The sequence below is a fragment of the Pseudomonas sp. 14P_8.1_Bac3 genome, from assembly GCF_025466085.1.
In the GTDB taxonomy this organism is placed as follows: Bacteria; Pseudomonadota; Gammaproteobacteria; order Pseudomonadales; family Pseudomonadaceae; genus Aquipseudomonas.
Genome location: NZ_JANLOD010000068.1, coordinates 140,738 through 153,266 on the forward strand (window position 1 = coordinate 140,738; position 12,529 = coordinate 153,266).

The 12,529-nt window shown below is 63.6% G+C and carries 10 protein-coding genes; 8 read left to right on the forward strand and 2 right to left on the reverse strand.

Features of this window, described 5'->3' with window-relative positions; all coding sequences use genetic code 11:
* The first annotated feature begins 12 nt into the window (after window positions 1-12).
* The 8 genes from NTD84_RS23270 (at window position 13) to NTD84_RS23305 (ending at window position 9,589) form a co-directional block, all read left to right on the forward strand.
* Window positions 13-2,316, forward strand: coding sequence for a heavy metal translocating P-type ATPase (locus NTD84_RS23270; protein ID WP_262170462.1), 2,304 nt, complete (start codon window positions 13-15; stop codon window positions 2,314-2,316).
* A gap of 16 nt (window positions 2,317-2,332) precedes the next feature.
* Window positions 2,333-3,196 carry a LysR family transcriptional regulator gene (locus NTD84_RS23275; RefSeq protein ID WP_262170464.1) on the forward strand — a complete coding sequence of 288 codons (864 nt, stop codon included), beginning with the start codon at window positions 2,333-2,335 and terminating at the stop codon, window positions 3,194-3,196.
* 219 nt (window positions 3,197-3,415) lie between these two features.
* Window positions 3,416-4,483 (forward strand): putative 2-aminoethylphosphonate ABC transporter ATP-binding protein, encoded by a 1,068-nt coding sequence (locus NTD84_RS23280; RefSeq protein ID WP_262170466.1) that lies wholly within the window; start codon window positions 3,416-3,418, stop codon window positions 4,481-4,483.
* Complete coding sequence (locus NTD84_RS23285; RefSeq protein WP_262170468.1) at window positions 4,483-6,207, forward strand: putative 2-aminoethylphosphonate ABC transporter permease subunit; 1,725 nt, start codon at window positions 4,483-4,485, stop codon at window positions 6,205-6,207. The genes NTD84_RS23280 and NTD84_RS23285 overlap by 1 nt, the downstream gene beginning before the upstream one ends.
* A 33-nt stretch (window positions 6,208-6,240) precedes the next feature.
* Window positions 6,241-7,266: a putative 2-aminoethylphosphonate ABC transporter substrate-binding protein gene (locus NTD84_RS23290; protein WP_262170470.1), complete on the forward strand. Its 1,026-nt coding sequence runs from the start codon at window positions 6,241-6,243 to the stop codon at window positions 7,264-7,266.
* A 115-nt stretch (window positions 7,267-7,381) separates the two neighbouring features.
* Window positions 7,382-8,515, forward strand: coding sequence for a TIGR03364 family FAD-dependent oxidoreductase (locus NTD84_RS23295; protein WP_262170472.1), 1,134 nt, complete (start codon window positions 7,382-7,384; stop codon window positions 8,513-8,515).
* Window positions 8,515-9,081, forward strand: coding sequence for a phosphonate degradation HD-domain oxygenase (locus tag NTD84_RS23300; protein WP_262170474.1), 567 nt, complete (start codon window positions 8,515-8,517; stop codon window positions 9,079-9,081). The genes NTD84_RS23295 and NTD84_RS23300 overlap by 1 nt, the downstream gene beginning before the upstream one ends.
* Window positions 9,082-9,166: 85 nt before the next feature.
* A complete protein-coding gene (locus NTD84_RS23305; protein ID WP_262170476.1) occupies window positions 9,167-9,589 on the forward strand; it encodes a hypothetical protein in 423 nt (140 codons plus the stop codon).
* 118 nt (window positions 9,590-9,707) lie between these two features.
* Here the strand turns inward: NTD84_RS23305 and NTD84_RS23310 are convergent, their stop codons facing one another.
* Window positions 9,708-11,084 carry a GTPase/DUF3482 domain-containing protein gene (locus NTD84_RS23310; RefSeq protein WP_262170478.1) on the reverse strand — a complete coding sequence of 459 codons (1,377 nt, stop codon included), beginning with the start codon at window positions 11,082-11,084 and terminating at the stop codon, window positions 9,708-9,710.
* Window positions 11,077-12,447: a DUF2868 domain-containing protein gene (locus tag NTD84_RS23315; protein ID WP_262170480.1), complete on the reverse strand. Its 1,371-nt coding sequence runs from the start codon at window positions 12,445-12,447 to the stop codon at window positions 11,077-11,079. The genes NTD84_RS23310 and NTD84_RS23315 overlap by 8 nt, the downstream gene beginning before the upstream one ends.
* Window positions 12,448-12,529: the final 82 nt, after the last annotated feature.

Sequence of the window (12,529 nt, forward strand, 5' to 3'; positions counted from 1 at the left end):
TGGACGCACCCAATGAGCGATTCCCAACACACCCACAAGCCCGAGTCTGGGCACGATCACGATCACGATCACGATCACGATCACGATCACGATCACGATCACAGCCACAAGCTGCAGCCTGCACAGAAACATGACCACGGCGGGCACGGCGATGCCTGCTGCGCGTCGAAAGCGGCTGCACCGTCGCTGATCAAACTGAGCGAGACGCCGACCGCCAATGCGCGTTTGAGCAGTTTTCGCATCGACGCGATGGACTGCCCGACCGAACAAACGCTGATCCAGAACAAACTGGGCAAGCTGTCGGGCGTGCAACAACTGGAATTCAACCTGATCAACCGCGTACTGGGCGTCACCCACGACCTGCCGAGCACCGCGCCGATCATCGAGGCGATCAAGTCCCTCGGCATGCAGGCCGAGCCACTGGAGCAGGGCGTCGAAGCACCGGCCCCGGCGCCTGAGAAAAAACCGTGGTGGCCATTGGCGCTGTCCGGCGTGACAGCGCTTGGCGCCGAGGTCATTCATTTCACCAACGCCGCGCCCAATTGGGTCGTGGCGATCATCGCGTTGATTTCGATCCTCAGCGGCGGCCTCGGCACCTATAAAAAGGGCTGGATCGCCCTGAAAAATCTCAACCTGAACATCAACGCGCTGATGAGCATCGCGGTGACCGGCGCGATCCTGATCGGTCAATGGCCGGAAGCGGCGATGGTGATGTTCCTGTTTACCGTTGCCGAGTTGATCGAAGCCAAGTCCCTGGACCGCGCGCGCAACGCCATCGGTGGTCTTATGCAGATGACGCCGGAGCAGGCCACGGTGTTACAGGCCGACGGCAGCTGGGTTGAGCAGGACGTCAAAGCCATCGAGCTGGGTGCGCGGGTGCGCGTGCGGCCCGGCGAGCGGATCGGGCTGGACGGTGAAGTGGTGGCTGGCAGCTCAACCATCGACCAGGCGCCGATCACTGGCGAAAGCCTGCCGGTTGAGAAGTCTGTCGGCGACAAGGTGTTCGCCGGCACCATCAATCAGGCAGGTTCGCTGGAATATGCCGTCACCGCCGCCGCTGGCAACTCGACCCTGGCGCGAATCATCCACGCCGTCGAACAGGCGCAAGGCGCGCGGGCGCCGACCCAGCGTTTCGTCGACCAGTTTTCGAAAATCTACACCCCCGCCGTGTTTGCCCTGGCTCTGGCCGTGGCGGTCATTCCGCCGCTGTTCATGGGCGCCGTGTGGTTCGACTGGATCTACCGCGCGCTGGTGCTGCTGGTGGTCGCGTGTCCTTGCGCCCTGGTGATTTCCACCCCGGTGACCATCGTCAGTGGCCTCGCGGCGGCGGCGCGCAAAGGGATTCTGGTCAAGGGCGGCGTCTATCTGGAAGGTGGCTACAAACTCGATTACCTGGCGCTGGACAAGACCGGCACGATTACCCACGGCAAACCGGTGCAGACCGATTACCTGTCGCTCGATCCGACCGCCGATGCCTCGGCGCCGGCGATTGCCGCTGCGCTGGCTGGCCGTTCCGACCACCCGGTGTCGCTGGCCATTGCCGCTGCGGCTGTGGATAAATCATTTACGTCACAGGTTGTGGATAACTTCGAGGCGCTCGCCGGTCGCGGCGTGCGCGGTGAGATCAGCGGCCAGACTTACTACTTGGGCAACCATCGCCTGGTGGAAGAGCTGAACCTGTGTTCGCCCGCGCTGGAAGAAAAGCTGTTCGCGCTGGAAAAACAGGGCAAGTCCGTGGTGTTGCTGCTCGACACGTCCGGTCCACTGGCACTGTTCGCCGTCGCCGATACGGTGAAGGACTCCAGCCGCGAAGCGATCCGTCAATTGCACGACCTGGGCATCAAGACCCTGATGCTCACGGGCGACAACGTCCACACTGCCCAGGCGATTGCGGCGAAGGTCGGCATCGACGAGGCCCAGGGCGACTTGCTGCCCACCGACAAACTGCAAGCCATCGAAGCCCTTTATGCACAGGGGCATCGGGTCGGCATGGTCGGTGACGGTATCAACGACGCGCCGGCGCTGGCCCGTGCCGAAATCGGTTTTGCAATGGCGGCGGCGGGGACCGATACCGCGATCGAAACCGCCGATGTCGCCCTGATGGACGACGATCTGCGCAAGATCCCGGCCTTCATTCGCCTGTCGCGGCAGACGTCGAGCATCCTCAAACAGAACATCGCCCTCGCGTTGGTGATCAAGGCGATCTTTCTTGGGGTAACCTTCGCCGGGATCGCCACCATGTGGATGGCGGTGTTCGCCGACATGGGCGTGAGCCTGTTGGTGGTGTTCAACGGTTTGCGCCTGCTGCGCAAATAAGCGATGAGGAGCGGCTGTGCTGAGTGCCGAGCTGAAGGCGTTTTACATGGTGGCCCGCTTGGGCAGCATTACCCTGGCGGCGAAAAAGCTCGGCCTGAGCCAGCCCACGGTGACGACGCAGATCCGCCACCTGGAAAGCCAATACTCGGTCGAGCTGTTCTACCGGGGCGGTCGCCGCCTTAGCGTCAGCGACGAAGGCGCGCGGTTGCTGCCGATGGTCAAGGCGCTGTTGCAGCAGGAAGCCGACATCGAGTTTTTCCTGCGCAACAGCGGTCAGGTTCAAGGCACGCTGCGCATTGCCGCCACGGCGCCGTATTACATCCTCGATCTGGTGAAGACCTTCCGCGAGCGCTTGCCGCAGGTGGAAGTCTCGGTGGAAATCGGCAACTCACAGCAGGTGCTTGAAGCGCTGGAGGATTATCGGGTGGACGTCGCCGCGTCGTCGCAGTTGCTGGATGACGCGCGCCTGATTCGCCGGGTGCTGGGCAGCGATCCGCTGGTGTTGGCGGTGCACCGCAATCATCCGTTGGCGGTATTCGATCACGTGCCGCTCAGCGCGTTGGCCGGGCATACCTTGTTGATGCGCGAGTCGGGCTCGACGACCCGGCGGCTGACCGAGGAGCTGCTGGCCAGCGCCGGCGTGAGTTTCGGCCCGCTGCTGGAAATCGGCAGCCGGGAGTCGATTCGCGAGGCGGTGCTGCGCAATATCGGTATCAGCATCATTGCCCGGCAGGAAGTGCCGCACGATCCGCAATTGCGCGTGCTGACCATCGAGAATGCACCGCAGATTCCCGAGTACCTGTACTGTCTCAAGGAGCGTAAAAGCGCGCGGTTGCCGGCGGCGTTCCTCGGGTTGGCGCAGGAAATGGCGCCTGTCTGATGTCTGCGTTGCCTGTGCTGGCCCCATCGCGAGCAGGCTCGCTCCCACAGTTGATTTGTGGTGTTGACCGATCCCTGTGGGAGCGAGTCTGCTCGCGATGGGGCCAGCACAGGCAACCCAAATCCCCGAATACCACTATCTGCCGTTTTTGCCTCACTGCCACATGACGGACGCATTACAACTCTAGGATGGCTCTCATCTGCTCGATGAGGTCCCTCCATGAACAACCCGATCCTGACCAACCCCGGCGCCCCGATGAAGGTGCGCGGCGTGCACAAACGCTTCGGTGCCTTCACCGCGCTGGATAACGTGTCCCTGGACGTGGCGGCCGGTGAACTGGTGTGTTTGCTGGGCCCGTCGGGCTGCGGCAAAACGACGTTGCTGCGTTGCATTGCCGGTCTGGAGAAACAGGACGACGGCGAACTGTTCCTCGGTCATCGCGATGTCTCCCACCTGGCGCCCCAGGCGCGAGATTACGGCATCCTGTTTCAGTCCTACGCGCTGTTCCCCAATCTCACCGTCGAAGCGAACATTGCCTACGGCCTCGCTGGCAGTGGTCGCGACGAAGTGCGCAAGCGCGTCGGCCAGATGCTGGAACTGGTCGGCCTGACCGGCAGTGAGAAAAAGTACCCCGGCCAATTGTCTGGCGGCCAGCAGCAACGGGTCGCACTGGCTCGAGCCCTGGCGCCAGCGCCGTCCTTGTTGCTGCTGGATGAACCGATGTCGGCCCTCGACGCCCGCGTCCGCGAGCACCTGTGCACCGAACTGCGCCAACTGCAACGCAGCCTCGGCATCACCACCCTGATGGTCACGCACAATCAGGACGAGGCCATGCTGATGGCCGACCGCATCGCCGTGATGAACAACGGCAAGGTCGAGCAATACGCCACGCCGCAGGACATCTACAACCGACCGGCCACGCCGTTCGTGGCGGAGTTCGTCGGCCAGGGCAACTGGCTGCCGTTCCACCGCAGCAGCGACAGCCACGCCCGGGTCGGCGGGCTGAACATGCGGCTGGCCGACGGCAGTGCGAAAACCACCTCGGGTCGCTTGTTCTGTCGTCCCGAGGCAATCAACGTCAATCCGGTGGTGCACGAAGAAAACCTGTTCCCGGCCAAGGTTCGCGAAATCACCTTCCTCGGCAACCGTTGCCGCATGAGTTTCGAACTTGATCAACTGCCGGGTCACCCGCTACTGGCGGAATTGGCGCCGGAAGCCATGCCGCGCCTCGGCACCCAGCAGATCATGGTCGCCTTGCCGCCGCGCAGCCTGCAGGTGTTCGCCTGATGAGCGCGAACATCGCGCTGCCGATACCGCACAAACAGGTTCGGCAGACCTCCCGTGCCGAGATCGGCGACCGGGTGTTCGTCGTGGGTGGCAAAGTCCTGTTGCTGGTTATGCTCGGCATCGCGGTGTTGATGCCGTTGCTGGCGATCTTCTGGCGGGGTTTCAGCTCCGAAGCCGGGCAGGGCGGTGGGTGGGTTGCAGCGAAGGAACTGGTGACCAGCGCGAATTTCCACTGGTTGCTCGGCAACAGCCTGAAGGTTTCCCTCAGCGTGGCGGCCATCGTCGTTCCGCTGGCCTACCTGTTTGCCTACGCGCTGCAACGCACATTGATTCCGGGCAAAGGCCTTTGGCGGGGTCTGTCGCTGTTGCCGCTGATGGCGCCGTCGATGCTCCCGGGCATTGCACTGGTCTACCTGTTCGGCAATCAGGGAATGTTGCGCGGCTTGCTCGCGGACAACATCTACGGCTTCTGGGGCATCGTTCTGGGTGAAGTGATCTACACCTTCCCGCACGCCCTGATGATTTTGCTGTCGGCATTGTCCCTGGCGGATGCGCGTCTGTTCGATGCCGCTTCGAGCATGGGCGCCAGTCCGGCGAAAGCCTTTCGCAGTATCACCTGGCCGGCGACCCGTCAGGCCGTGTTCGCCGCGTTCTGTCTGGTGTTCACCCTGACCATCACCGACTTCGGCGTGCCCGTGGTGGTGGGTGGCGACTATCAGGTGCTGGCGCTGGAAGCCTACAAAGCGGTGGTCGGTCAGCAACAATTCGGTCGCGGCGCGTTGATCGGCATGGTCCTGCTGTTGCCGGCATTGTTCAGCTTCGCTGTCGATGCCTGGCTGCGTCGGCGCCACGGCGACGCCATGAGCGGCCGTGCACAAGTCTTTCAACCGGCGCCGTCTAAGCTGCGGGACGGCTGCTACCTGGCCATCGTGCTGCTGATCTGCGCGGTGCTGTTGCTGGTGTTCGGCATGGCGGTGTTCTCCTCGCTGGTGAAGTTCTGGCCGTACAACCTGTCGCTGTCGCTCAACCATTACCAGTTCAACGACACGGCGGGCGGCGGTTGGCTGGCCTACGGCAACAGCGTGAAAATGGCCCTGTGCACGGCGCTGATCGGCAGCGTGCTGATTTTCACCGGCGCCTACCTGATGGAAAAAACCAAAGGCCAGCGCGGCCTGAACCTGGCTCTGCGCCTGCTCAGTTTCGTGCCGATGGCGGTGCCGGGGCTGGTGCTGGGCCTGGGTTACGTCTTCTTCTTCAACCTCAACGACAACCCGCTGCATGTGCTGTACGGGACCATGACCCTGCTGGTGGTGTGCACCATTGCTCACTATCTGACCACCGCGCAGATGACGGCGACCACGGCACTGCGTCAGCTCGACGCCGAGTTCGAAGCCGCGGCGCTGTCGCTCAAGGCGCCGTTGTACCGGCATTACCTGCGGGTCACCGTGCCGATCTGCCTGTCGGCGCTGCTGGACATCGTGCGCTACCTGTTCGTCTCGGCCATGACCACGGTCTCGGCCGCGATCTTCCTCTACAGCCCCGACACCATCCTCGCGGCGGTGGCGGTGCTGAACATGGATGACGCCGGCAATGTCGGCGGCGCGGCGGCGATGTCGACTTTGATTCTGTTCACCTCGGCGGGCGTGTCCCTGCTGCTGGCCTGGGCCTCGCGCGGTTTGCTGCGCCGTTCCCAGGCCTGGCGGCAGACCGCGCCCGGCAACTGACTCACCCCCTCAACTCACCCACAGGAAAAGACCATGTTCAAGCCTATGGCCCTGGCCGCTGCTGTTCTCACTGCTTTCAGCCTGAATGCCTTCGCGGCGACCACCGAGTTGACGGTGTACACCGCCCTCGAAGCCGAACAACTGAAGACCTACAAAGACGCGTTCGAAAAAGCCAACCCGGACGTCGAGATCAAGTGGGTGCGCGATTCCACCGGCATCATCACTGCCAAGCTGCTGGCGGAAAAAGCCCGCCCGCAAGCTGACGCGGTGTGGGGCCTGGCGGCGTCGAGCCTGGCGATTCTCGATCAGCAAGGCATGCTGCAAAGCTACGCGCCGAAAGACCTGGGCAAGATCGGCGGCAACTACCGCGACGCCGCCAACCCGCCCGCCTGGGTCGGCATGGATGTCTGGGCCGCGACCATTTGCTTCAACACCGTGGAGGCCGAGAAGCAGGGCCTGACCAAACCGGTGAGCTGGCAGGACCTGACCAAGCCTGAGTACAAAGGCAAGATCGTCATGCCCAACCCGGCGTCTTCCGGCACCGGTTTCCTCGACGTCAGCGCCTGGCTGCAAACCTTCGGCGAGAAGCAGGGCTGGCAGTACATGGACGACCTGCACCAGAACATCGGCCAGTATGTTCACTCCGGTTCCAAGCCGTGCAAGCTGGCGGCGGCGGGCGAATTCCCGATTGGCATTTCCTTTGAATACCCGGCCGTACAGTTGAAGCGCCAGGGCGCACCGCTGGACATCATCCTGCCGAAAGAAGGCCTGGGCTGGGAGATCGAAGCGACCGCCGTGATCAAGGGCACCCCGCATGAGGACGCGGCGAAGAAACTGGCGGATTTCTCGGCGAGCCCGGCGGCCATGGAGCTGTACAAAGAAAACTTCGCTGTCCTCGCGCAGCCGGGGATTGCCAAGCCGCAGACCGAATTGCCGGCGGATTACGAGCAGCGGTTGATCAAGAACGACTTTGCCTGGGCGTCGAAGAATCGCGACGAGATCCTGACCGAGTGGCGCAAGCGTTATGACGGCAAGTCCGAGAAAGTGGCTGCCAAGTAAGTTCTTTATTGGCTGACGGGCCCCTTCGCGGGCAAGCCCGCTCCCACATTGGAACGCGTTCTGCGGTGGGAGCGGGCTTGCCCGCGAAGGCGGCTTCGAATTCAGGACAAACTCAATGACACACCACAACGACATGCTGATCGTCGGCGCCGGCATCCTCGGCCTGTCCCATGCCTATGCCGCGGCGAAACGCGGGCTCAAGGTCCGCGTTTTTGAACGCAGCGCAACCCCGCTCGGCGCCTCGGTACGCAACTTCGGCCAGGCCCTGGTCACCGGCCAGCCGCCGGGCCCGATGCTCGAACTGGCCAGGGCCAGTCGCGATATCTGGGGCCAGTGGGCGCAGCTCGCCGGCCTGCAGCTCAAGCGCAACGGATCCTACCTATTCGCCCGGACCGAAGCTGAAGAGCATCTGCTCGAAAGCTTTTGCGCCGGTCGAGCGGTGGAGCACGGCTACCGCGTTGATCTACTGCGCGGTTCAGCCCTGCGTGATCTATACGGCGGCCAGTTCAGCCATCACCGCGCCGCGTTGCACGGTCTGGACGATCAACAACTGTATTCTCGCGAAGCGATCCCGGCGTTGATCGATTACCTGCGCCGCGAACTCGGCGTCGAGTTTCATTTCTCGACCCTGGTGCGCGACATCGAGCCGGGGCGCTTGCACAGTACGGCGGGCAGTTTCAGCGCCGGGCAGATCATCGTCTGCTCCGGTCACGATTATCAGACCTTGCTGGCCGAGCCGATCGCCGCCCTCGATCCGCAAATCTGCCGCCTGCAAATGCTCCGCGCCCGCCCGCAGATCAACCTCGATCTGCAACACGCGCTGCTCACCGGTTTGAGTTGCGTGCACTACGGCGCCTTCGCCGATCTGCCGGAAGCGGCGGCGGTGCAGGCGCACATCCTGCGGGACGAACCGCACCTGCACGAAAACGGCATTCACCTGCTGATCAGCCCGACGCCTTACGGTGAGTTGATCATCGGCGACTCCCACCACTATGGCAGCGACCCCTCGCCGTTCAACGCCGAGCAGGTGGACAACTGGATGATCGAACTGGCCGAGCGGACGTTGGGCTGCAAGGTGCAAGTGGTCGAGCGCTGGCAGGGTGTCTATGGTTCACGGGGGCCAGGACCGTTCTCGTTCCTGCGGCCAATGCCCGGTGTGAGCGTGGCACTGATGCACACTGGCGTCGGCATGAGCGTCGGCCCGGCGATGGCCGAACACAACGTGGCGACTGTATTGGGAGAGCTTTGATGGACCGCAATGCACAAGTGATCAATGAGGTTTTCGCGCTGTACGAACGCTTTGGCGACAGTGATTACATCGGCGAGCCGGTGTCGCAGATCGAGCACATGTCCCAGGCTGCCGAACTGGCCATGGCCGAAGGCTTCGATGACGAAGTGGTGTTGGCCGCGTTTTTCCACGACATCGGGCATATCTGCGCCGAGCACGCGGAAAACATGGGTGGTTACGGCGTGGTCAGCCATGAGCGGCTGGGCGCCGATTACCTGCGTCGCGCCGGTTTCAGTGAACGCCTGGCGCGACTGGTGGAATATCACGTGCAAGCCAAGCGTTACCTGACGCTCAAGGAACCCGGGTACTACGACCGCTTGAGCGAAGCCAGCCGCCGAACCCTGGACTATCAGGGCGGCGTCATGAGCGCTGAAGAGGCTGACGTCTTTGAGCGGGATCCGTTGTGCGCGGTCAGTCTGCGCATGCGCCAGTGGGATGAATTGGCCAAGGAGATGTGGGTGCCGGTGATCGATCTGGACGTGTTGAAGCGCAAGGCTGCGAACGTTTTGTCCGGCGGGGTGCGCTGAGTTGTCCTACGGCTGACGGCGAATCCTTGGATGGTCCGCCTGGAGTTAACGAGCCAGTCTGGGCTTTTCCCAAGGAGACGCACGGATGCGTTATTTGAAAGTGATTGCACAGGATCGAAGCGGGCAGGGTGTGGCCGATACCCTTCAGTTCGAGTTTTATGAAAATGGTCAGTTGCAGCGCGAGGCCACGGCGGCGGATCTGAAGCGCCTCAAATCGTTCAGCACACTCTATTTGAAATGCGCCTGGTTCAACGACGGCGAAGGGGAGGCGCGGCATCTGCGCATCTTCTCGCAGAATCCGTCCGGGGACGGCACACCGGAAATGGTGCGGGTGGATTTTTATCAGGGATCGGTGATCGCCTATAAAGCCGCCGCCCGGGACCTGGATAACGATGGGGTGTTCGAGCTGATCCTGGCTTCGGATGTGGACAATGACGGGCGCGCCAATCGCACGGATCGTAATCGGGTCAGGTCGTTGGCGCGGGAGTTTCTTAAGCTGGGGTGGTAGTCATCAGTTTACGGACCGCGTGACGGCCTTCGCGAGCAAGCCCGCTCCCACAGGGGAATGCATTCCAAAATGTGGGAGCGAGCCTGCTCGCGAAAGGGCCGGTCCCGGCACCGTGCAACTACAGCTGCTGCGCCAACACCTCAACCTGCTCCTGCCGCTCCGCCTGACTTAACCTGGCGTGCGGATTGAGTGACGACCACTGCGGATGCGCCCGCGCCTTGTGCAGCGCTTCCGGCAGTTTGCCTTCGCGCCAGGTCTTGTCCTGAGGCGTGGCGACCTGGATGCTGTCCATCGCCGCATGCCCACGGGCATTCAACGCTTGCAGCAGTTGTCGCTGCCGTAACGCCAGCAAGCGCAGCACGCTGTCATCGACCGTCAATTCCCGCTGACCCTTGATCTTGCCCAGCAACCGGCTGCCGTAACTGCGCGCGGTTTGCAGGGCGCCGCCGGCAATCGCGCCGGCCAGCGCCGCGGCGCCAAGGGTCAGGCCGCCGACCAGCAGATCCACGCCCGCCCCGGCCGCCGCGCCGGCCGCGATACCACCACCGACCCGCACCCCCAACTGCTTGAGGGTTTCCGGGTTGAACAGATCATCGCCCCAACGGCCATCGAGCAGCGGCAGGTCGCTGGCCGCCGCGTCTTGTGGACGAAAAGCGTAGAGCTTGAGCAAGGCTTCGACGCAGCGCTGCTCACGTTGGCGAACCGCTTTGCGCAGTTCGCCAATGGCGTGCTGCTCTTGCTCGGCGTCGCTGACCACGCTGCGCCGGCACGCCGCACAATCGATCAGCAATTCGGCAATCAGCCGCGCCGCACTTTGCTGTCGGGCGATGCGCTGGGCCTGTTGATCGGCGATCAGGCGCTCCAGGGGTTCGCGGGAGTTTTCCAGCAGCAGCGCGAGGCTTTCATAGAGTCGACGTTCGCCATCCTCCGGCGGCGCAACGCTGTCGAACCGTACCAGGGCGTGCAAACCCAAGCGTGCCAAGGCTTCGCGCCAGTCCGGTTCGCGGTGGTTGGCGCTGCTGACGAAGTTCAGTACCGGCAGCAGCGGTTTGCCGCAACTGGCCAGCACTTCCAGTTCGTCGCGATACTTGGCCAGCACCGGTTCGCGGGCGTCGATCACATACAGGCCGGCGTCGCAGGTGAGCAGCTGCCGCAGCACTTTGGCTTCCTGCTCGAAACGTTGTCGCGCTTCGCTGCCTTCGAGAAAACGCGCCAGCCGCGCCGGACCGTCGAGGCGTTCGCCGGGGCGTTCCAGGCGTTCGAGGTAGTCGAGCAGGGCAATCGCGTCTTCCAGGCCCGGCGTGTCGAACAGGTCGAGCAAGGGCTCTCCGTCCACCGACAGCCGCGCGCCTTCCACATGCCGCGTGGTGCTGGGGCGATGGGATACTTCGCCGAAACCGACATCCCGGGTCAGGGTGCGCAGCAACGAGGTTTTGCCGACGTTGGTGTGGCCGACCACGGCGAGCTTCAACGGCGGTTTCCAGGGATTAGTCATGACCGGTCTCCAGCCAGTTCAGCGGCGCGCAATCGGCGAACGGCAGCTCCAGTTGTTGCAGCGCCAGGTGCCAGTCACCGAGGCGCTCGGCATCCAGCGCTTCGCCGGGCGGCGCTTGCAGCAACCAGACGCGGGTGGCGCTGGCGCTGCGGGCCAGTTCGGCGATCAGCGCCAGGCTGCCGCGGTCCGGTGAGCGTCGCGGATCGCAGGCGATGGCCAGGCGCGCCGGCGGAAAACGGCTGAGTTGTTCGAGGAGTTTGTGGCGTGATTCGCGGCTGTCGAGGATGCCGGCGTCGCTCACGTTTTTTGGCAGGGGCGGCGGCCAGGGGCGTTGATCGTCCAGCTCGATGGCCACCAGCAGCGCGCCGTCGCTTTGCAGGTCGCCGGCGCCGCGCTCCACGCGATGTAGCTGCTCGGGCGCGGCATCGCTGATGCCGAGGCGTTCGCTGGTGGGCATCAGGCGTTTGCGCAGGTGGGCGTAGCCGGGAAGGTTCAGATCCAGGTGCAGGTGGGCGCGACCGTTTTTCCAGCGCCACAGGCAGAACAGCGCCAGCAGCAGGCGCGGCACGACGCCGTACATCACCAGCACGCCGACCAGCCACGTCGCCCAGGCCTGTCGGGCACTTTCGATATTCAGCGCGGCATCGCCACTGGCGCGGATCATCTCCACGGTTGGCACACTGAAGCCCACGAGGGCGGGAAGCGCGCCGAGGGTCCGGGTCATGGTCACGAAGGTATCGGCGCTGAGCAGGGTGGTTTCCCAGACGAAGCCGTAACGCCGGGTCGCCATCAGCGTCAGCAGGATCACCAAGGCGCTGAGCATTGCCAGCAGCCACAAGCCGTTGACCAGCACACCGAGCACCCAGCGATTGAGTTTCTGCCGCTGTAACAGTAACAGCAGGGCCGGTGCCAGTTGCGCAGCCTTGGCATCGCGGGCGAGTTTTTCGCTGAGCCACAACCACAAGCGTCCCAGCGTGGCAGCGTGCTCGCCGGCAAACACCAGGCCCAGGGCCCAGCTCAGCAGCAGAATCAGGTTCAGCCCGAGCAGACTGCCCAAGGCCCAGAACACATTCACCGGCGTCTGCCCGTCACCCAGTGCGGCAAACGCCAGTCCGGCGCCGCTGACCACGGCCAGGATGGCCAGCACGATCAGCGCCAGTCGTGCGCCTTGCAGCCAATGGCTGAGGGCTGCGGTCAAGCCATCGCGCTCGGCCAGCCACAGGGCGCGGCGTTGAATCCGTGTCGGCAGGTCGCCGCCGGCACTGCGGGCCAGTCGGTTGGCTTCCAGATCGTCCAGAGGGCCGGCGTGTTCTTCACGCAGGCGCACGGCTTCCGTCAGCCAGAGGTTATTCAGTTCAGTCACGCGGCATCCCGTCGCTCAATTGAGCTGTGAGCATAACCGCTGTGGCGCTTATCGGGGTACGGGAGGCTCTGGTATCCTCGCC

What these genes read in the sequence shown, in the direction of transcription:
- NTD84_RS23280 (WP_262170466.1), top strand. Translation starts at nt 3,416, where the DNA reads ATGAACAACCCGATCCTGACCAACCCCGGCGCCCCGATGAAGGTGCGC.
- NTD84_RS23270 (WP_262170462.1), top strand. Translation starts at nt 13, where the DNA reads ATGAGCGATTCCCAACACACCCACAAGCCCGAGTCTGGGCACGATCAC.
- NTD84_RS23310 (WP_262170478.1), bottom strand. Translation starts at nt 11,084, where the DNA reads ATGACTAATCCCTGGAAACCGCCGTTGAAGCTCGCCGTGGTCGGCCAC.
- NTD84_RS23305 (WP_262170476.1), top strand. Translation starts at nt 9,167, where the DNA reads ATGCGTTATTTGAAAGTGATTGCACAGGATCGAAGCGGGCAGGGTGTG.
- NTD84_RS23300 (WP_262170474.1), top strand. Translation starts at nt 8,515, where the DNA reads ATGGACCGCAATGCACAAGTGATCAATGAGGTTTTCGCGCTGTACGAA.
- NTD84_RS23295 (WP_262170472.1), top strand. Translation starts at nt 7,382, where the DNA reads ATGACACACCACAACGACATGCTGATCGTCGGCGCCGGCATCCTCGGC.
- NTD84_RS23285 (WP_262170468.1), top strand. Translation starts at nt 4,483, where the DNA reads ATGAGCGCGAACATCGCGCTGCCGATACCGCACAAACAGGTTCGGCAG.
- NTD84_RS23290 (WP_262170470.1), top strand. Translation starts at nt 6,241, where the DNA reads ATGTTCAAGCCTATGGCCCTGGCCGCTGCTGTTCTCACTGCTTTCAGC.